Genomic DNA, 19,328 nt, shown 5'->3' on the forward strand with positions numbered 1-19,328 from the left:
CATGATCGCTGTTCGTCATCTCACCATTCTGGGTTCCACAGGAAGCATCGGCGTAAGCACGCTGGATGTAGTGGCGCGTCACCCCGACCGCTTTCGCGTCGTGGCCCTTACCGCGAACAAGAGCGTCCAGAAAATTCTGGAACAATGCCGGCGTTTTGAGCCGCGCTATGCGGTGCTGCTGGATGAGACCAGCGCGGAACGGCTGCAAGTGGAAGTCCGCCGGGCTGGCCTTGCCACTGAAGTGCTTTGGGGAGTGGATTCGCTGGAAAAGGTCGCTTCGCTGCCGGACGTGGATACAGTCATGGCTGCGATCGTGGGCGCGGCCGGGATACGTCCGACATTTGCAGCGGCTGCGACGGGCAAGCGGGTATTGCTTGCCAACAAGGAAACAATGGTGATGGCGGGGCGCATATTCACGGACGTGGTCAAGGAAAATCATGCCACGCTGCTCCCGATCGATAGCGAACACAATGCCATTTTTCAGTCCCTGCCGCAGCACTTCAGCGGCGATCTGCGCGCGGTGGGCGTGCGTCGCATTCTGCTGACCGCATCAGGCGGGCCCTTTCGCCAGATGCCGTTGTCCGCCTTGGAAAATGTAACCCCCGGGCAAGCGTGTGCTCATCCCAATTGGGTAATGGGGCAGAAGATTTCGGTCGATTCCGCTACCATGATGAACAAGGGGCTCGAAGTCATCGAAGCGCACTGGTTGTTCGAAGCCTCGCCCGAGCAAATAGAGGTCGTCATTCACCCGCAGAGCATCATTCATTCCATGGTCGAGTATGTGGATGGCTCGGTATTGGCACAACTGGGCAATCCTGATATGCGTACTCCCATTGCCCACGCACTCGGCTTCCCTGAACGGATCGAGACGGGAGTCAACCCCCTGGATATGTTCAAGGTTGCCCGACTGGATTTCGAGGCCCCCGATTTTGAACGCTTTCCCTGCCTGCGGCTGGCATATCAGGCGCTGGCAAGCGGAGGAAGCGCTCCGGCTGTGCTGAATGCCGCCAATGAAGTGGCGGTGGATTCCTTTCTCAAATGTCTAATGCCATTCACGTCCATTCCCGCCATGATCGAGGATGTCATGCAGACAATTGGCCGCAGGGACATCGCGACTCTGGATGATGTGCTGGCGGCAGACGGCATGGCGCGCGAAGCGGCTCAAGAATGGCTGACGTGCCTGGCGTAAAGTGTCACAACCATTGGCCTTTCCGGCAGGTCGGACAACGGTTTATCCACCCGTTCTGAGGAAAGCTTCTCATTCATCCAAGGGAGCCGGACAGTTGGCTGGTTCCGGTAGCGCTTATGCGGGTACTAGGGCAGATAGGAGCCCGCGGAGCGTCGGATCCGTTTGCGGGGCCAGTTCTATCGGTTCCGCCGCTTGCGCAAGCCCCATCAGTCCCAATTGCGACTTCCATTTCATCCATGCGAAGATGGAAGACTTCTTTTACTTCCTCGTAACAGAGAGTCTGCTGGAACGTAGACCTGTAGAAGCATGACATTCCTTTTCACAATTGCCGCTTTCGTCGTTGCTCTCGGCCTGCTGATCGTGTTTCATGAATTCGGCCATTACCTCGTCGCTCGCTGGTGTGGAGTAAAAGTATTGCGTTTCTCCATCGGTTTCGGTCACCCGCTGATGCGGAAGCAGGTAGGAAAAGACCAGACCGAATGGGTTATCGCCGCCTTTCCTCTTGGCGGCTATGTGAAGATGCTCGATGAACGTGAAGGAACGGTTGCCCCAGAGGAGTTGTCACGCTCATTCAACCGCCAGCCGGTTTTGCAGCGGTTTGCTATCGTCGCAGCCGGGCCGGTCGCGAATTTTCTGCTGGCGATCGTCCTTTACTGGCTGTTGTTCATGCTGGGCATCAGTGCGATGAAGCCTGTTCTCGGACCTGTTGCTCCCGCGACTCCGGCGGCATTTGCCGGCTTGGAGCAGGGCGACACCCTGAGGCGAATCGAGGGAGAGCCGGTCGAAACCTGGCAGGATGCGCGCTGGCTTCTATTGTCCCATGCCGTGGACCGGCCTCCTTCACTTGCCGTGGAAGTGACTGACATCCATGGTCAGACCGGACTGCGGAGGCTGGATTTGAGCAGCATCCAGGCGGATGATCTGGACGGGGAGTTTTTAAAGAAAATTGGCCTCAGCAGTTATCAGCCGGAGGTTAAACCCGTCATTTCGCAGGTGATACCCGATAGTGCCGGAAGCCGCGCCGGATTGCTGCCGGGCGATGAGATCCTGGCAGTAAACGGGCGAAAAATTTCCCTGTGGCAAGACCTGGTGCAACAGGTGCGAGACCGGCCGGGATCATCGCTCATGCTGGAAATCCGGCGTGATGGTGCCGTGATCGACAAGGAGGTTGTTCCCGACAGCGTCACAGAGAATGGAGAAAAAATCGGGAAAATTGGAATTGCGCCGCGGATTGATTCCGATGAGATCGAAAAGCTGTTGATCGAAGTGCGCTATCCCTTGGGCAGCGCTTTTGCCAAGGCGATAAACAAAACCTGGGAAACTTCGAAGTTCACCTTGCAAATGTTCGGAAAAATGCTGGCAGGTGAGGTGTCCTGGAAGAATGTAAGTGGCCCCATCACTATTGCCGACTATGCAGGAAAATCTGCCCAGATGGGTCTTTCCCCTTATCTGGGTTTTCTCGCCCTGATCAGTGTCAGTTTGGGAGTATTGAACCTGCTGCCCATTCCCGTATTGGATGGAGGGCATTTAATGTATTATGTCATCGAAATCGTCAAGGGCAGTCCGCTCTCCGCGAAAGCGATGGAAATCGGTCAGCAGGTGGGGATGGCACTCTTGTTTGCCCTGATGGCTTTTGCCATTTATAACGACATAAACCGCCTCATCCCCGGTTAAAGCATGAAAGTCAGGTATCTGGTCGCGCTTGTTTCTGCTTTGTGCGCTTCGGCTTCATGGGCACGCGAGCCCTTCGAAGTCAAGGACATCCGGGTGGAAGGCATACAGCGCACCGAGGCCGGAACCGTGTTCAGTTACCTGCCGGTGAAGGTCGGGGATGTGCTCGACGATGAAAAGGCTGCGGCGGCGATAAAGGCACTGTATGCCACCGGTTTTTTCAAGGACGTGCGGCTCGAATCCGAGAACGGTGTCCTGATCGTGGTGATAGAGGAGCGGCCGGCGATTGCTCAGATCACCATTGTCGGCGCCAAGGAGTTTGAGAAAGACAAGCTCAAGGAGGGCCTGAAACAGGCAGGCTTGGCGGAATCCCGCATTTTCGATCGCTCGACACTGGAAAAGGCCGAACAGGAACTCAAGCAGCAATATATGGCGCGCGGCAAATATGCCGTGAAAATCACCACAACCACAACCCCACTTGAACGAAACCGGGTGGGCATTACCTTCCATGTAGACGAAGGCAGAACCGCCAAGATCCGCAAGATCAATATCGTTGGAAATAAAGCTTTCAAGGAAAAGGATCTGTTGAGTGCATTCTCACTGCGGACCCCTGGCCTTTTGACCTGGCTCACCAAGGAAGACCAGTATTCCAAGCAGAAGCTCGGAGGCGATCTCGAATCGCTCCGTTCCTATTACCTGAATCGCGGCTACCTCGAATTCAGCATAGAATCGACGCAGGTATCGATCACCCCCGACATGCAGGATATTTACATTACGGTAAATATCGTCGAGGGTCCCAAATATGATGTTTCCGAAATCAAGCTCGCCGGTGAACTGCTGGTTCCGGAAGAGGAACTGCGCAAGCTCATACAACTCTCGGCGGGAGATACGTTTTCCCGCGAGAAACTGACGGAGTCCATCAAGCTCATCACTGACCGGCTCGGCGACGACGGCTACGCATTCGCCAATGTCAACGCCTCTCCTCAGTTGGACAAGGAAAAACAGCAGGTGGCGTTCACTTTTTTTATCGATCCCGGTCGTCGCGTCTATGTCAGACGCATCAATATTACCGGCAACTCCCGAACCCGGGATGAAGTGATACGGCGGGAAATGCGCCAGTTCGAAGGGGGCTGGTATTCAACCAGCAAGATAAACCGCTCCAAGACGCGGGTCGACAGATTGAATTATTTTACCGCCGTCAATGTTGAAACCCCGGCGGTTCCCGGTACCACGGACCAGATCGATGTGAATGTCGAAGTCAAGGAAAAGCCGACAGGCGCCGTGATGTTCGGTGCGGGCTATTCCAACATGGAGGGACTGATACTGAGCGGGTCTGTTGCGCAGGACAATATATTCGGTACCGGCAAGTTCGTCAATCTCATGGTGAATACGGGTAGCGTCAACAAGACCTATTCATTGTCCTATACCGACCCCTATTTCACCAAGGATGGTGTCACGGCAGGACTCGATCTCTATAAGCGGGTGCTCAACACGCGTACCCTGTCCTCCGTGATGAACTTCAATACCGACACGCTGGGCGCAGGTCTGCGTTTCGGCATTCCCATCAATGAAAATGACAGCATCATGGGAGGGCTGGGGGCGGAACAAACCACGATCGATCTTGGGCCTGACAGCCCGCAGCGTAATATCGATTTCGTGAACAAATTCGGGCGGACCACGATCAACATACCTGCAACGCTCAGCTGGAGGCGGGATGGCCGTGACAGTGCAATCTGGACAACTTCGGGAACCACGCAGCGCGTGTTCGCCGAGGTGGGTCTGCCGGGAGGAGACCTCACTTATTACAAATTGAGTTATGACCTTCGCTGGTATTTCCCCATCACTGAGATATTTACGCTGATGTTGAATGGAGAACTTGGATATGGGGATGGCTATTCCGGTAAAGAGCTTCCCTTTTTCAAGAATTTCTTCGCGGGCGGCAATACCTCCGTGCGGGGTTATAACATCAGTTCGCTGGGTCCCAGGGACGCAACCAACAGAACCCTCGGAGGCAACAAACGTGCGGTAGGTAATATCGAGGTTCTGTTTCCGATGCCCGGCATGAGGAATGACCGCACGGTACGCCTGAGCGCGTTTCTGGATGGCGGCACGGTCTGGGGACCTGGCGGGGTAAGACCGGAGCAGGAGGGCTTGCGCTATTCTGCCGGCGTCGCCGTTACCTGGATATCCCCTATGGGACCGCTCAAAATCAGCGTGGCCCAGCCCTTGAACAGCCAGCCCGGCGATAACATACAGCGTTTTCAGTTTCAGTTTGGGCAACAATTCTAGATCCGGAGATAAAATTGAAACACAAGATACTGGGACGAACTTTAATCGCCGTAACGTCCATTCTGGTCGCATCTATCTACGGAACCGCAAGCGCGCTGGCAGAAGATATCAAGATCGGGGTTGTCGACACGGAGCGCATTCTGGCTGAATCCACGCCCGCCGTCAGAGCGCTTAGAAAAATAGAAAAGGAATTCCTCCCGCGGGACCAGGAGCTCAAGAAACTCGCGATACAGGCGAAGGAGCTTCAGGATTTGCTGGAAAAAGAAGGAAAGCGCATGCCGGAAGCGGAACGCCGCAGCAAGGAGCGCGACCTGGCTGCGCTTAACCGGGAATACCAGCGCGGGCAACGGCAGTTGCGCGAAGATCTGAGCCTGCGCCAGAACGATGAGGTTGCGGCGCTTCAGTTGACCGCCACCAAGGCCATTCAAATCATTGCCGAGACCGAGAAGTACGACCTCATATTGCCCCTGCGCGATCTCGTCTACCGAAGCCCGCGAATCGATATTACTGACAAGGTACTCAAAGCGCTGGCCGACAAGTAGCTCTGCCGGGCAGGTGCAACGGGCAAGTCCGTCTCTCCTCCGGATCGTCTCAATCCTCTGATGATCATCCTTTATTCACTTCTTATCAAGAACCCCGGAAAACATCGCGCTAATGGATATCCATGAAATTCTGAAATACCTTCCTCACCGTTACCCCTTGCTCCTAGTCGATCGCGTTCTCGCTTTCGAACCGGGAAAGAGTCTCACCGCGCTCAAGAATGTAACGATCAACGAACCTTTTTTTACAGGACACTTTCCTCATCATCCCGTCATGCCCGGGGTATTGGTGATCGAAGCGCTGGCGCAGGCTGCTGCTCTTCTGACACTCAAAACAGCCAATGTGGAAGCCGACGAGAATTCCATCTATTATTTCGTCGGCATCGATAATGCGCGTTTCAAGCGGCCGGTGGAACCGGGCGATCAATTAATACTCAAGGCTACAGTTCTGAAGGAGAGGATCGGAATCTGGAAATATGCGGCACGAGCGGAAGTGGACGGCCGCGTTGCTGCCGAAGCCGAACTGATGTGTACCGTCAGGCCAAGAGAGACCTGAAATACCTACGGAAGAGCGGCGGAGTTGATCCATGTGCAGCAATGAATACCATTGGGTCTGCGGTGTGGATGAGGCAGGCAGGGGGCCGCTGGCAGGACCGGTGTTCGCTGCCTGCGTGATACTCGATCCGGCATCTCCTATAGATGGGCTGGCGGATTCGAAAACGCTTACCGAGGGAAAGCGCAACAGCCTGACCCTTGCCATAAAGGCGCATTCGATTGCCTGGGCTATCGGGTTCGCATCCGTCAGGGAAATAGACCGGCTGAATATACTGCAAGCAAGCCTGCTGGCGATGAAACGCGCGATCGGAAAATTGCAGGTGACGCCAGCGCGGGTATTAGTGGATGGGAACCACAGTCCCCGCTTGAAATTCCCGGTGACTACCATCGTGAGGGGCGACAGCCTGGTGCCGGAAATTTCCGCTGCCTCGATTCTTGCCAAGACCGCTCGCGATGCCGAGATGATGGCGTTACACCGGCGTTTTCCCCGTTATGGCTTCGATCAGCACAAAGGATATTCCACGGAGCAGCATCTTGCCGCACTGAAAATTCACGGCGTTTCCATTGTGCACCGCCGCAGTTTTGCGCCGGTAAGAGAACTCATGACAAATGAAAAAGACCCGGAATCATGAATAAATCCTGCCCTGAATCAGGCTTCCGCCAGGCTCCTGCTTCCGGCAATTTCCATTCCGCCTGACCGCCTGCCCCGCAAAAAAGCTATATTCCATTTAAGGACTGCGAATGCAATAATGAATGATTCTCGATGAAGGCATCGAGCGCATGACTCTTAGCATTTTTATCATTTCCTGAGGAAATTCCTGATAACCTAACTTGCAGGCTCAACGATATGCGAATTGAAAAAGGCACCGTGGTATCGCTCAATTATATTTTGTCTGATTCAACCGGTGAAATTCTGGAGAAATCCAATTTTCCTGTAAGCTACCTCCACGGTGGTTACCATGATGAAATGTTTCCGAAGGTGGAAGAGGAACTGACTCACAAGGAAGCAGGGTACCGTTGCCTGGTCGTGATGGAACCGGAGGATGCTTTTGGCGAATATGACAGCGATCTCGTGCGGGTCGAGTCACGCAGCCGCTTTCCCGAGGATGTCGTGGTGGGCATGAAGTTCGAAGGGGGCGAGGAAGAGTCGGACAATGTTCGGATATATACAGTGACAGACATTGCCGAAGACAAGGTCGTAGTGGACGGCAATCATCCTCTGGCAGGGCAGTCGGTTCGATTTGAATGCGAAGTAACCGATGTGCGTCCCGCTACTGCAGAAGAGTTGGCTCATGGCCACGCTCACGGTCCGCATGGTCATGGCCACGGGCATGAGCATTAAGACGTGAGCCCGGGGGAGCTCACCGTTAGAGATATAAGTCGAAGCTATTCTTTCTCTGCTGCCTTCTTCAAGGCGTAGAGCTTCTCCAGGGCCTGTTTCGGGCTCAAATCGTCGGGAACGATAGTGCGTAACAGTGCAAGTACGGGATGCTCCGACGCGCTGTCATTTTTGTCAACGGAACCTTCCGGCATCCTGTCCTGGTTCCAGAAGAGGTCGTCCCTGGAGAACAAGTCTCCTTGCGGCTGATTGCTCAACGCTTCCTGCTCAAGTTTCAGCAGATATCTTCTCGCTGTTCTTATTACCGGATCAGGCACCCCGGCCAATGCCGCCACCTGGAGACCGTAGCTCTGGCTGGCCGGCCCCTCGTTGACGGCGTGCAGGAACACGATATGATGTTTGTGCTCCACTGCGCGGAGGTGCACATTGGCAACCTGTGCGAACTCCTCCGCAAGTCGCGTCAATTCGAAATAATGTGTGGCGAATAGCGTGTAGCTCCGGTTCTTTTCCAGCAGATAACGAGCGATTGCGAAAGCGAGCGCCAGTCCATCGAACGTAGAGGTTCCCCGGCCTACTTCGTCCATCAGCACCAGGCTTTGTGCGGTGGCGTTGTGCAGGATATTCGCCGCCTCGGTCATTTCCATCATGAAGGTGGAGCGCCCTCCTGCGAGATCATCGGATGCGCCGATCCGCGTGAAAAGCTGATCGAGCGGTCCAATAAGCGCGCTTCTCGCGGGAACAAAACTTCCGCAATGGGCGAGCAGCGCAATCAGGGCAACCTGGCGCATGTAGGTAGACTTCCCGCCCATGTTGGGCCCGGTAACGACGAGCATCTGCCGCCTGCCACCCACGCAGACGCCAAGCTGGACATCATTGGCGATGAAGCTGTCCACTTGTTTTTCAACTACCGGATGCCGCCCTGCCTGAATTTCGATAACACTATCACTGGTAAAAAGGGGCAGGGTGTAGTCAAGTGCCAGCGCGCGTTCGGCAAAGGTCGCAAGGACATCCAGTTCGGCCACGCTGCACGCAACCTGCTGCAGATGGTCGATATACTGCGAGAGCATATCCAGCAGCTCGCCATACAGCAGTTTCTCCCGCTCCAGTGCCCGGCTCTGCGCAGAAAGCGCCTTTTCCTCGAAAGCTTTGAGCTCAGGCGTAATATAACGCTCGGCATTCTTCAGTGTCTGCCTGCGCCGATAGTCGTCGGGGATTTTCTCGGTGTGCACATGCGTGATTTCAATGTAAAAACCGTGCAGACGGTTGTATTCCACCTTGAGGTTCGCAATACCGGTACGGGTCTTTTCCCGGGTTTCGAGTTGCAGCAGGAATTCATCGCAATTGTTGTGTATCGCACGCAGTTCATCCAACTCGGCATCGTAGCCATCGGCAATCACGCCCCCGGTACGCAGCATCACCTCCGGTTCTTCCTTCAGCGATTTCTCCAGCAGCGCAACGAGAGCATTGTCTGGCGCCATCGAGTGGATGAGCGCCGCGACATGCGCGCTTACGTCACTGCTGTCACTGCTGTCACTGCTTGTAGTGGCAGTACCGGCAACGGCGTTGTTGACTGCGGGCAGCCGTTTCAGGCTCTCGCGCAGCCCGGATAAGTCCCGTGGCCGTGCCGATTTCAGTGCGATACGAGCAGTAATGCGCTCGATATCCGTCACGCGCTTCAAGCAGTCACGCACCGAAAGGTAGGGGCCTGATCCTGCTTCCCCCATCAAAAAAGATACACCGTCGAGCCGATTCTGGATTAGCCCGCGGTCGCGAAGCGGATGATGCAGCCAGTGGCGCAGCAGCCGACTGCCCATGTTGGTCGAACAGGTATCCAGCAGGGACAATAAAGTGGGCGCCACCTCGCCTCGTATGGTTTCGGAGATCTCCAGGTTGCGGCGGGTGGCAGCGTCCATGCGCAGATAAGTATCCTCTCGCTCAACCCGCAACCCCTTGATATGACCTATGCTGGCACCCTGCGTCAGCCGGGCATAATCCAGCAACGCGCTTGCGGCGCCGAGAGAAACATCCAGATCCTCGCAGCCGAAACCAGAAAGGTCATGGGTACCGAACTGCCGGGAGAGATTGCGCACAGCCGCGCCGGTATCGAACTGCCATGCCGGCAAATGCTTCACGCATAACTTCTCCTGCATTACCCTGTCGTTGATGCCGGCAAGATTCAGCGATTCCGGTAAAAGAACCTCGGCAGGCTTCAGGCGCTCGAGTTCGGCTGTGAGATTGTTCACCGAAGTTTCCATTACAGAAAATTGCCCTGCTGCAAGATTCAGCCACGCCAACCCCAGGGTGGATTCATGCACGAGCAAGGCAAGCAGGGCGCTGTCGCGCTTGTCCTCCAGGAGCGCAGTATCGGTCAGGGTGCCGGGGGTGATGATGCGTGTCACCTGGCGTTCTACCGGTCCTTTCGAAGTGGCGGAATCGCCCACCTGTTCGCAAATGACAACCGATTCGCCAAGCTTGACGAGCTTTGCCAGATACTGCTCCGCCGCATGGTAAGGCACACCCGCCATCTTGATTGGCTCTCCCGCGGAGCTGCCGCGGCGGGTCAGGGTGATGTCGAGCAGCTTCGCCGCCTTTTCTGCATCGTCAAAGAACAGCTCGTAGAAATCCCCCATCCGGTAAAACATCAGCATGTCCGGATGCTGCGCCTTGATGCGCAGGTATTGCTGCATCATGGGGGTATGGTTATTCAATACCGCTTCAAATACTGTGGGATCGGTTGAAAGTTGCTTTACTGGATTGAGACATTCATTTATTTCTTTGTGAAGTAACCATTTAACCATACTAAGTCTTCGCCGAGCCCTGTTGCTTCCAAAACTCCGGAATCCCCTTCCGACATCGCCGCATCACCAGGTTCGCTACCAGGCCGGTCCAGCCGGTCTGGTGAGCGGCGCCTAAACCCTGCCCGGTTTCACCGTGAAAATACTCATGGAACAGCAGCAGGTCGCGCCAGTGAGGATCGGTCTGATGCGGACTCTTTTCGGGGAAGGCCGGGATCAGGCCGGATTCATCACGGCGGAAAATATCCACCAGCCGTTCCGTCAGCGTATTGGCAGCGGATTTGAGGTCGATTTCGCAATGATTCAGGCAGGGCGCAGGAAAAGTAAAGGCATCCCCCAGGTAACGGTGCATCTTTTCGATAGTCTGAATCAGCAGATAGTTGGTCTGCATCCACACCGGCCCACGCCAGTTCGAGTTACCGCCGAAAAGAGGGGAGTCGGATTCGCCGGGAACATAACGGATGACAGCATTGCCGATGCCCGGGATATGACCAGGACTCCCTTGCGTGGCATGCCGCTTGGAGACGCTGCGCACCCCATGGGGTGAAAAGAACTCTTCTTCATCAAAAATCCGGGGCAATATCTTGACGAACATCGCAGGGGTCACCAGGGAGAGCAGATGCTCACCCCGCTCGTTGGTATCGATGGGGCAGGCGCATATTACGCTCCCATCGAACATGCCGCCCTTGTGTTCCCATAGCAGTGCGGTGAAACGTTTGCAGTTTGCAAGCAGCCGAGCATCCACGACCTCACACGCAAACAGCGGAATGATGCCCACCCAGGAGAAAACGTCGATGCGGTGCGTGCTTCCATCCGGCTCTACGACGAGATCCTTGAAGAAGCCGTCGGTGTCGTCCCACAGGGAAACGCCCGCTCCGGTATGTCCGGCAATCGTATTGGCAATTGCCAGGAACTGGCTATAGGATTGGACAGCGATATTCTCATAGGCTGCGTCTTCCACCGCAATTTCCAGTGCCATGACAGTCAATTGCAGGGAAAACATCGCCATCCAGCCGGTCGCATCAGCCTGTTTGAGTGTGTAACCTGGCGGGAGCGGCTCGGAGCGATTGTATACCGAGATATTGTCCAGTCCGAGGAATCCTCCCTCGAATACATTCGTGCCTGTTGAATCCTTGAGATTGATCCACCAGGTATGATTCAGCAAAAGCTTGTGCAGCACGCGTTTGAGGAAACCGATATCACCCCTGCCGCGCTGCACCCGCTCGGCCCGGAATACCTTGAGCGCGCCCATTGCTTGCACCGGCGGATTCGCATCGCTAAATGTCCATTCATATGCGGGGATTTGCCCGTTGGGATGCAGGTAGTTTTCATTCAGCAGCAGTTCGATCTGTTCCTTGGCAAAATCCACGTCGATGAGCGCCAGCGTCGCGCAGTGAAATGCGAGGTCCCAGGCGGCAAACCAGGGATACTCCCACGTGTCCGGCATGGAAATGACATGGCTCGCCTTGAGGTGGGGCCACGCGTGGTTGCGCACCTGCTGCCTTGATGCGGGCGGTGTTGCCTGGTCCCCTTTCAGCCAGTCGGAGACGTCGTAGTGATAGAACTGCTTGGTCCATATCATGCCCGCCAGTGCTTGCCGCAGGATGCGCTGATCCTCGGCGGGCGCCTCGTCTGTCAGGAACGTGTGGAAAAAAGCATCTGCTTCGGCGCGGCGCTGCGCAAAAATCCTGTCCTGATTTTCGAATGGCTGAAGATAGGGCTCCGCCGTGAGCACTAGCTCGATCATGCCTGTCTTGCCGGGCGGGATTGCGAGTTTATGCGCTGCGCCGAATTTTGTTCCCTTTTTCGTGGGATTTACAGCGGATTGCTCACCCTGCACGAGATAACGGTGAAAGGCATCTTTGACATAAGGTCCGGCAGTGGGTACTCCCCATAACCTGGTATTGTTGGTTTCATTCTCCGTATAGAGAAGATCGGCTTGCTGTCGGCCATAGAGATAGTAGTGTCGCAGTGCGGGATGCTCTGCCATCACCGCCCAGGCAGCATTCTGGGGCGCGGAGATGGCGTGCAGGAGAGGTTTTACCTCATCTTTTCCGGACCAGGACCAGTAATTGCGAAACCACAATTGCGGCAGCAGCCACAGTAAAGCTTCCTCTTTCCCACGGTTGCTCGCAACTATACGGATGTGCAGTTCATGAGGGGACGCCTTGGCGTAGAAGACTTCCACATCCCAATACTGGTCTTCCGAGAAAGCGCCGCTGTCAATCAGGTTGAACGGTGACTCCCCACGCGAACGCCGGGCATTTTCCTCGATCAGCTGCGTATAGGGGAATGGGGATTGCGGGTATTTATAGAGGTAATGAAGCCACGCGTGAGAAGGCGTTGCGTCGAGGTAGAAATAGCATTCCTTTACATCTTCTCCCCGATTACCCTGGTGTCCGGTGAGACCGAAGGCGCGCTCCTTGAGGATGGCATCCTTGCCGTTCCAGAGCGCCAGTGAAAAACAGAGATGCTGCGCTTCGTCCGAGATACCGCCCAGCCCGTCCTCATTCCAGCGGTAAGCACGCGAACGTGCCTGGTCATGGTCGAAATATTCCCAGGGCGTTCCATCCGGACCGTAGTCCTCCCGCACGGTGCCCCATGCGCGTTCTGAGAGGTAAGGTCCCCATAGACGCCAGGCTTCCCGGCCTTGCCGCTGGTTTTCCAATCGCTGCCGTTCGGCATCCGGGGAGATGGACATGATGTTATTTCTCCGGTTGTTTCACACACCTTCCTCGGGCTGCCTGCCAGGATTGACAGCGACGGGTCGCCCCAGGAAAACGGAGATTACTGCTTCCGTCTTTTCACGGACGTCCCCGCACGCATCATCCCGCGCCTTGAGTCGTCTTCAGTTCCGGTGTCAGGTGCGGGGCAATAACCTGCAACAGTTGGCCGAAGACTTTCGGATTACCCGCAACCACATTGCCGCTTTGCAGATAGGTATCGTTGCCTTCCATGTCTCCCACCAGTCCGCCCGCCTCGGTAATGAGCAGGCAGCCAGCCGCCATATCCCAGGCTGACAGCCCAAACTCCCAGAAGCCATCGTATCGTCCTGCCGCGACGTAGGCGAGGTCGAGGGCGGCGGAACCGGGGCGTCGGATCCCCGCCACCCGGGGCATGATATCCTTGAACATGGCAAGATAGGCCTCGGCATGCGTGAATTCGCGAAACGGGAAGCCTGTGCCGATCAGGCAGTCGCCAAGCTTGCTGCGCTTGCTCACGCGCAAGCGATGGTCATTTAGATAGGCGCCTGCTCCCCGGCTTGCGGTGAATAATTCGTTGGCGGCCGGGTTGTAGACCACTGCCTGCGACAAAACGCTTTTATGCATCAATGCGATCGAAACCGAGTAATGCGGGAAACCATGAAGAAAATTGGTGGTACCGTCCAGGGGGTCGATGATCCACTGATATTCAGACTTGCTAGGATCACCTTGAGCGCCGCTTTCTTCTGCTAGAATGGAATGGCTGGGATAGGCATCGAGCAGCGTCTCGATAACCGCGTCTTCTGCGGCGCCGTCTACTTCGCTGACAAAATCGTTGTGCGCCTTGCGCGAGACATTCAGTAAATCCAGGTTCTGTGCAGCACGATTGATGATGCTGCCTGCGCGGCGCGCGGCCCTTACCGCGATGGTGAGCATGGGATGCATTTGTCGGAATTCAAAATAAAGTGAATCGTGGATTTTAACCCAGATAATCCATCAGGACGCGAGATGATGACGGGGCAGGTGGCGAGACGATTCTATCAATCGGGAAAAACCCGCAGCCTGCTCCATGAATCCGAGCGGGCGGTGAAATGGCTACAAACTGACTGCTACGCTCGCACAGCCTCAGGAGGCCATCTCTAGTGGAGTCTTTGATGGGCTATCCGGATTAAGTGTGAATCCCCTCCATCTGCTCGATAAAGTCCGAATTATCCTGAGCCATACCACCCATCCCGGTAACATCGGGGGAGCGGCCCGGGCAATGAAGACCATGGGGCTGGATTCGCTCTATCTTGTGAATCCCAGGTTTTTCCCTGACAAGGAAGCTGAAAGACGGGCCACCGGCGCATTGGATATTCTCCATAAGGCAAAAGTCTGCGACACGCTCGATGAAGCGCTCAGCGGTACTGTTCTGGCAGCGGCAGTAACGGCCCGACAACGCGATCTCTCCCATGAAGTTTTTGATGGCCGGCAGGGTGCGGCCAAACTGCTCGATCTTGCGCAAAAGGATTTCGTTGCGCTGGTGTTCGGTACGGAAATGTCCGGACTTACCACGCTTGAAGTCAGCAAGTGCCAGATTATCATCCATATTCCAGCCAACCCGGAATATTCATCTCTCAATCTTGCCAGCGCTGTGCAGGTCATGGCGTACGAATTACGCACGGCCTGCATGGGTTTGGTGGAAACCACGCCTGCTTCGTCGACCCTGCGTGGCGGCGGGATGGCGGCCACGTTCGATGAAATCGAGTTGCTTTACGCCCACCTGGAGCAAGTCGCGATCAGTAGCGGTTTTCTCGATCCACAGGAGCCGAAACGGCTGATGCAGCGCATGCGAAGGCTGTTTGCCCGCGCGCGGCTGGAAAAGGAGGAGCTCAATATATTACGAGGGATACTGAGCGCCTGTGAGAAGCGGATGCAGGCGAAGGCTGCTGCTTTCCCGCTTACTCCTGATGCCCCTGATGTTCCTGATACCTCTGATGCTCCCGGATGCGAACGAAATTGAATGATGACGGGAAGAGTTGACGGCAGTCAGGTTTAAACGAAAGTAGCCGGACAAAATAGTTGACCATGACAAAGGGGATTTATATACTTGATCAATGTTGTCGGGTATTGGAATTGTTTACGTGAGAAAGGCGTTCGGAGGGAGCATCTGCATTCAGGATGGGTGCGCGACGGGCGCTTTCGTTGAATTGAATCAGGAAGATTTGTTCTGAACGCTTTGTTCCGGCAACTCTGCGGGATTTGTCGCCGATTATTTTGTGGTTTCACTCAGTGTCAATTTCTATTCGGGAGCAGAAAATGCGGTTAACAACCAAGGGCCGTTTTGCAGTAACGGCAATGATCGATCTTGCGTTGCACAGCGCGGACGGGCCGGTTACATTGGCGGGTATCAGTGAACGTCAGAAAATTTCATTGTCTTATCTTGAGCAGTTGTTCGGAAAGCTGCGGCGCAGCAAGCTGGTAGGCAGTGTGCGCGGCCCTGGCGGTGGCTACCACCTGACCAAACCGATGAACGAGGTATCTGTAGTAGACATTATTCTGGCCGTGGATGAGCCTATCGACGCCACTCAATGCGGAGGCAAGGAAAACTGCCACAATGATCAGCGCTGCATGACCCACGATCTATGGGCGAACCTGAATGCGCGGATACGCGATTACCTGGCGCTGGTTACACTGGAGCAGCTCGTATCAAATCCCAAGGTGAAGGATATTGCTGTCTTGCAGGATGTGAGAGTCTGCTCCTCCTCGCAACATCGTACAGTTCCTGCTTGAACGGTAGCAGCCTGGTGGTTTCAAGTCCGATTTTCCATTTCGACGAGTTTGAAGGATCCGGGCGATGACTTACGCCTATTTCGACCATAACGCTACGACTGCTGTCGATAAAACCGCGCTTGATATCATGTTGCCGTATTTCCAGGAGGAGTACGGCAATCCCTCCAGCCGGCATGCTCCTGGCATTGCAGCTCGCCGGGCGGTTGATCGCGCGCGGGAGCAGGTGGCGGATGCAGTGGGGGTGCAGCCGTCGCAGGTGGTTTTCACCAGCGGCGGATCGGAAGCCAATAACCTGTTCATTCAGGGCGCCGCGGGTTACATGAAGCCGGGACAGATTGCGATAAGCGCGATTGAGCATCCCTGCGTGATGAAAACTGCGCAGGAATTGGCGCGTGCTTCGCGCGGAAGCTGGAATCTGCGTCGGCTGGCAGTCGATAATCAGGGACGACTGGACCCGGCCGATCTTGACGAGGCACTGTCGCATCAACAGTCGGGACTGGTTTCAGTCATGCTGGCAAACAACGAAACAGGCGTGATTCAGGATGTTTCGATGGTGGCGGAGAAGGCCCGCGCGCGAGGTGCCTGGATTCACACGGACGCAGTACAGGCGTTTGGCAAGATACCTGTCGATTTTGCCTCGCTCAATGTACATGTCCTGACACTGTCGTCCCACAAAATTTACGGTCCCAAGGGCGCCGCGGCGCTTATCATGGATAAGCGACTCCTGCTCAAACCTCTCATCTACGGCGGGGGGCATGAAGGCGGATTGCGTTCGGGTACCGAAAACGTTCCCGCAATTGTGGGATTTGGCGTGGCCTGTGAGTTAGTCAAGAGACGAATAGCGGAACATACCACGCATATCTCGGCATTGCGCCAGCAACTGGAGCGGGGCCTGCTGGAGATGGGCGGGACTGTTTTTGGTCTCGGCGCTTCCCGTCTGCCCAACACCTGCTATTTTGCGCTACCGGGTATCGAAGGAGATACTCTGGTAGTACGTCTCGATAAGGCGGGTTTCGCGGTGGCAAGCGGCGCGGCCTGTTCCAGCGTCAACCCCGGCCGAAGCCATGTGCTGGAAGCGATGGGGGTGGATCCCACCTTGACTCGTTGCGCTGTGCGGGTAAGCCTGGGCGCCTCCAATTCTTCGGAGCAGGTTGCTGATTTCCTTCGCGCTCTCAGTGCTATCGTGGGGGAACTGGAGCAGATGAGCGCACTTTCGATCTGACTGTTTCGCTTGATCCCCGTGAGGAGAGAGCCCTCGCATGGTTAGTAGAGGTTAAAGAGGTTATACAAATCGTCCGCATTTGAGTGGCTGGATGCATCGAGTATAAAGCGTTAAAAAGCTTTTACGAATCTCTCCTCACAGTATTTCCCCATCCGTTTCTCTTCCTACTTCCACTCTCTTCCTGCTGCTGGCTGGAAATTAGCAGCCAAGGTCCTGAAAGATTTCTGTCACTGATTTAACGGATCGAAACTTTATTTGCCACCTTCTTTCAGTTCTTCCAGGATTACATCCTGGACTCCTCATCCCCGAACACCGGAGCGAGAAATTCCGGCACCTTGTCCCATGTCAAGATGTCGTCATGCCTGCCAAAGCGGGCATCCCGATTTTTTATGCAATGATATGATAAATCGATGGATTTCCGCTTCCGCGGAAATGATGATCAAGGTTTTGCTCAAGGGATTCTGTTCCTGCTACAAAACGGCTGCCTTTTGCCCGTGCACCCTCTGTCACCAATTTTATTCCGGACAGTAGCCTCTTCCGTAAATTTTTTTGTAGGGTCTTCCAGCCCATTCCCGGGCCCGTCTTTTTTATCTGCCATCAGAACGATTTATGTTTATACTTTGCGTTAGATGCCTCGCCATGTTTCATTGATCCGTATCCTTTTTGTCATTTTCATTCATAAAATAAATCCGTGACATATAACCGTATCACTGTCCTCTTGCTGCTTGCCGGCACAATGCTCGTCACAGGATGTGCTACTACCCGCACGCAGGGATCGACAGCGCCCAACGATCAGAACACAGACTATACGGATCCGATCGACCCATTTGAGGGTATCAATCGCAAGTTTTACACTTTTACCGACGTGATCGACCGGAAACTCATTGAACCGGTGGCGGAGGTTTATATTGACCACGTCCCCGTCCCGGTGCAGCGCTCGGTCGGGAATTTTTATGACAATATCCAGTACCCGAACGTCGTCCTGAATGATTTCCTACAAGGCAAGGTACGCCAGGGATTTCGTGACGGTTTGCGCTTCGTCGTCAATTCCACCATTGGTATCGCCGGGCTCTTTGATCCGGCTTCTTCCATGGGCTTCACCCAGCACGATGAAGATTTTGGACAAACACTGGGGGTGTGGGGGGTGAATGCAAACACTTACCTTTTTGTTCCCTTGCTTGGGCCTAGCAGCAATCGCGATGTTGCCTCATATCCAGTCGCTCTATTTACGAATGTCCTTTTCTATATCGGAACTTATGTGATCGGTGCTCCCGTCACGGTGCCGCTTTCCGTTTTGGGTGTCATTGACAAGCGGGCAAGGTTGTCCGGCCCGATGAAAATCCGTGATGAAGCAGCACTGGAGCCTTATCTGTTCGTACGCGACGCTTACTTGCAGCAGCGCAAGCATTTAATTTACGACGGAAATCCCCCTCCCGAGATTTATGACGATCCCGCGGAGGAGGAGCCTGCGGTTAAATAGCGCCCTATTAGTCGCCTGTTGCATTCGAACGGAATGGCGCATGAGTTCGAGGCATGCGAGCCGTACGTTTTTCTGCCTGACGGAGTAGTGCTCCGGTGGCGTATCCCTTGCAATCCTGCAAACGTGAGGCTGAGCAGGATGTATTGTCCTCCCATCTTCCTTACCCGTAAAAGCGCGAGGAGCGTCAACCATGAGCGAGTTCGACCGAAGAATGGAACGTCCTGTTTCTGCTGGACTGCTTCATCTCACTCATCTCGTCTATCTGTTGCATGGTTTCAGCGTCCTGATGGGAATCCTGGGACCGGCATTCATCATTACGGCCTTTCTTACCGGCTGGCCCTCGATCATCGCTGTGATTCTCAACTACGCGAAGCGGAGCGATGTGCGCGGCACCTGGCTTGATTCCCATTTCGGCTGGCAGATACGCACTTTCTGGTACACCTTGCTTTGGCTGGTAATTGCAGCCATATTGTTTGCGACCATCATCGGCATCGTGCTTGCGTACATTCTCATCGTGGGCACGGGACTCTGGGTAGCGTACCGCCTCATTCGAGGCTGGCTTGCATTGACGGAGGGCAGGCCCATGCCGATGTAAGCGCATACTTCAGCCAATCCAATCGTCCCGGCTTTTGTGTTCGCCTGTCCGGTTCTTTCCCCTTGCCCGGTTCGTTTCCATTTCTGTCATCTTTCTTTGCTGGTCTTCTCAATAGGACTTCGGACGTTTTATGTGTGCCACCGTACAGAATTCGGTAATTGCACTCGCTAATATCTAGCA

At 54.9% G+C, this 19,328-nt stretch carries 15 protein-coding genes; 12 read left to right on the forward strand and 3 right to left on the reverse strand.

Features of this window, described 5'->3' with window-relative positions; translation table 11 throughout:
* The first annotated feature begins 1 nt into the window (after position 1).
* The 7 genes from ispC (at position 2) to BMY01_RS09425 (ending at position 7,585) form a co-directional block, all read left to right on the forward strand.
* Complete coding sequence (ispC, locus tag BMY01_RS09395) at positions 2–1,189, forward strand: 1-deoxy-D-xylulose-5-phosphate reductoisomerase (protein WP_074746553.1); 1,188 nt, start codon at positions 2–4, stop codon at positions 1,187–1,189.
* Between the two features lie 306 nt (positions 1,190–1,495).
* Complete coding sequence (gene rseP / locus BMY01_RS09400; RefSeq protein ID WP_074746555.1) at positions 1,496–2,863, forward strand: RIP metalloprotease RseP; 1,368 nt, start codon at positions 1,496–1,498, stop codon at positions 2,861–2,863.
* A gap of 3 nt (positions 2,864–2,866) precedes the next feature.
* The gene (gene bamA, locus BMY01_RS09405) at positions 2,867–5,149 is read left to right on the forward strand and encodes an outer membrane protein assembly factor BamA (protein WP_074746557.1); all 2,283 of its coding nucleotides are present in this window, start codon (positions 2,867–2,869) and stop codon (positions 5,147–5,149) included.
* A 14-nt stretch (positions 5,150–5,163) separates the two neighbouring features.
* Positions 5,164–5,691, forward strand: coding sequence for an OmpH/Skp family outer membrane protein (locus BMY01_RS09410; RefSeq protein ID WP_074746559.1), 528 nt, complete (start codon positions 5,164–5,166; stop codon positions 5,689–5,691).
* A gap of 112 nt (positions 5,692–5,803) precedes the next feature.
* Positions 5,804–6,244 carry a 3-hydroxyacyl-ACP dehydratase FabZ gene (gene fabZ / locus BMY01_RS09415; RefSeq protein WP_074746561.1) on the forward strand — a complete coding sequence of 147 codons (441 nt, stop codon included), beginning with the start codon at positions 5,804–5,806 and terminating at the stop codon, positions 6,242–6,244.
* Between the two features lie 31 nt (positions 6,245–6,275).
* On the forward strand, positions 6,276–6,875 hold the full coding sequence (gene rnhB / locus BMY01_RS09420) for a ribonuclease HII (RefSeq protein WP_074746563.1): 600 nt from the start codon (positions 6,276–6,278) through the stop codon (positions 6,873–6,875).
* Between the two features lie 215 nt (positions 6,876–7,090).
* Positions 7,091–7,585 carry an FKBP-type peptidyl-prolyl cis-trans isomerase gene (locus BMY01_RS09425; protein WP_074746565.1) on the forward strand — a complete coding sequence of 165 codons (495 nt, stop codon included), beginning with the start codon at positions 7,091–7,093 and terminating at the stop codon, positions 7,583–7,585.
* A 44-nt stretch (positions 7,586–7,629) separates the two neighbouring features.
* Here BMY01_RS09425 and mutS read toward each other — a convergent pair whose 3' ends face one another.
* The 3 genes from mutS to BMY01_RS09440 all read right to left on the reverse strand — a co-directional run bounded on the left by mutS (position 7,630) and on the right by BMY01_RS09440 (position 14,024).
* Positions 7,630–10,272 carry a DNA mismatch repair protein MutS gene (gene mutS / locus BMY01_RS09430; RefSeq protein ID WP_074746792.1) on the reverse strand — a complete coding sequence of 881 codons (2,643 nt, stop codon included), beginning with the start codon at positions 10,270–10,272 and terminating at the stop codon, positions 7,630–7,632.
* A 109-nt stretch (positions 10,273–10,381) separates the two neighbouring features.
* A complete protein-coding gene (locus tag BMY01_RS09435) occupies positions 10,382–13,078 on the reverse strand; it encodes an MGH1-like glycoside hydrolase domain-containing protein (protein ID WP_074746567.1) in 2,697 nt (898 codons plus the stop codon).
* 124 nt (positions 13,079–13,202) lie between these two features.
* Positions 13,203–14,024 (reverse strand): inositol monophosphatase family protein, encoded by an 822-nt coding sequence (locus tag BMY01_RS09440; protein WP_074746570.1) that lies wholly within the window; start codon positions 14,022–14,024, stop codon positions 13,203–13,205.
* A 229-nt stretch (positions 14,025–14,253) separates the two neighbouring features.
* On the opposite strand from BMY01_RS09440, the gene BMY01_RS09445 reads away from it, so the two are divergent.
* The 5 genes from BMY01_RS09445 (at position 14,254) to BMY01_RS09470 (ending at position 19,148) form a co-directional block, all read left to right on the forward strand.
* Positions 14,254–15,081, forward strand: coding sequence for an RNA methyltransferase (locus BMY01_RS09445; protein ID WP_254772685.1), 828 nt, complete (start codon positions 14,254–14,256; stop codon positions 15,079–15,081).
* A gap of 296 nt (positions 15,082–15,377) precedes the next feature.
* Positions 15,378–15,851 (forward strand): Fe-S cluster assembly transcriptional regulator IscR, encoded by a 474-nt coding sequence (gene iscR / locus BMY01_RS09450; RefSeq protein WP_074746572.1) that lies wholly within the window; start codon positions 15,378–15,380, stop codon positions 15,849–15,851.
* A 64-nt stretch (positions 15,852–15,915) separates the two neighbouring features.
* Positions 15,916–17,073, forward strand: coding sequence for a cysteine desulfurase family protein (locus BMY01_RS09455; RefSeq protein WP_074746574.1), 1,158 nt, complete (start codon positions 15,916–15,918; stop codon positions 17,071–17,073).
* Positions 17,074–17,764: 691 nt separating this feature from the next.
* A complete protein-coding gene (locus BMY01_RS09465; protein ID WP_254772686.1) occupies positions 17,765–18,553 on the forward strand; it encodes an MlaA family lipoprotein in 789 nt (262 codons plus the stop codon).
* Positions 18,554–18,743: 190 nt separating this feature from the next.
* Positions 18,744–19,148: a DUF4870 family protein gene (locus BMY01_RS09470; RefSeq protein ID WP_074746578.1), complete on the forward strand. Its 405-nt coding sequence runs from the start codon at positions 18,744–18,746 to the stop codon at positions 19,146–19,148.
* The last annotated feature ends 180 nt before the right edge of the window (positions 19,149–19,328 follow it).

The sequence above is a fragment of the Nitrosospira multiformis genome, assembly GCF_900110185.1.
GTDB classification, from domain to species: Bacteria; Pseudomonadota; Gammaproteobacteria; order Burkholderiales; family Nitrosomonadaceae; genus Nitrosospira; species Nitrosospira multiformis_A.

Excerpts from the sequence above, each read along its gene's own strand:
- ispC (WP_074746553.1), top strand. The coding sequence starts at position 2 with ATGATCGCTGTTCGTCATCTCACCATTCTGGGTTCCACAGGAAGCATC.
- rseP (WP_074746555.1), top strand. The coding sequence starts at position 1,496 with ATGACATTCCTTTTCACAATTGCCGCTTTCGTCGTTGCTCTCGGCCTG.
- bamA (WP_074746557.1), top strand. The coding sequence starts at position 2,867 with ATGAAAGTCAGGTATCTGGTCGCGCTTGTTTCTGCTTTGTGCGCTTCG.
- fabZ (WP_074746561.1), top strand. The coding sequence starts at position 5,804 with ATGGATATCCATGAAATTCTGAAATACCTTCCTCACCGTTACCCCTTG.
- rnhB (WP_074746563.1), top strand. The coding sequence starts at position 6,276 with ATGTGCAGCAATGAATACCATTGGGTCTGCGGTGTGGATGAGGCAGGC.
- BMY01_RS09425 (WP_074746565.1), top strand. The coding sequence starts at position 7,091 with ATGCGAATTGAAAAAGGCACCGTGGTATCGCTCAATTATATTTTGTCT.
- mutS (WP_074746792.1), bottom strand. The coding sequence starts at position 10,272 with ATGATGCAGCAATACCTGCGCATCAAGGCGCAGCATCCGGACATGCTG.
- BMY01_RS09435 (WP_074746567.1), bottom strand. The coding sequence starts at position 13,078 with ATGTCCATCTCCCCGGATGCCGAACGGCAGCGATTGGAAAACCAGCGG.
- BMY01_RS09440 (WP_074746570.1), bottom strand. The coding sequence starts at position 14,024 with ATGCATCCCATGCTCACCATCGCGGTAAGGGCCGCGCGCCGCGCAGGC.
- iscR (WP_074746572.1), top strand. The coding sequence starts at position 15,378 with ATGCGGTTAACAACCAAGGGCCGTTTTGCAGTAACGGCAATGATCGAT.
- BMY01_RS09455 (WP_074746574.1), top strand. The coding sequence starts at position 15,916 with ATGACTTACGCCTATTTCGACCATAACGCTACGACTGCTGTCGATAAA.
- BMY01_RS09470 (WP_074746578.1), top strand. The coding sequence starts at position 18,744 with ATGAGCGAGTTCGACCGAAGAATGGAACGTCCTGTTTCTGCTGGACTG.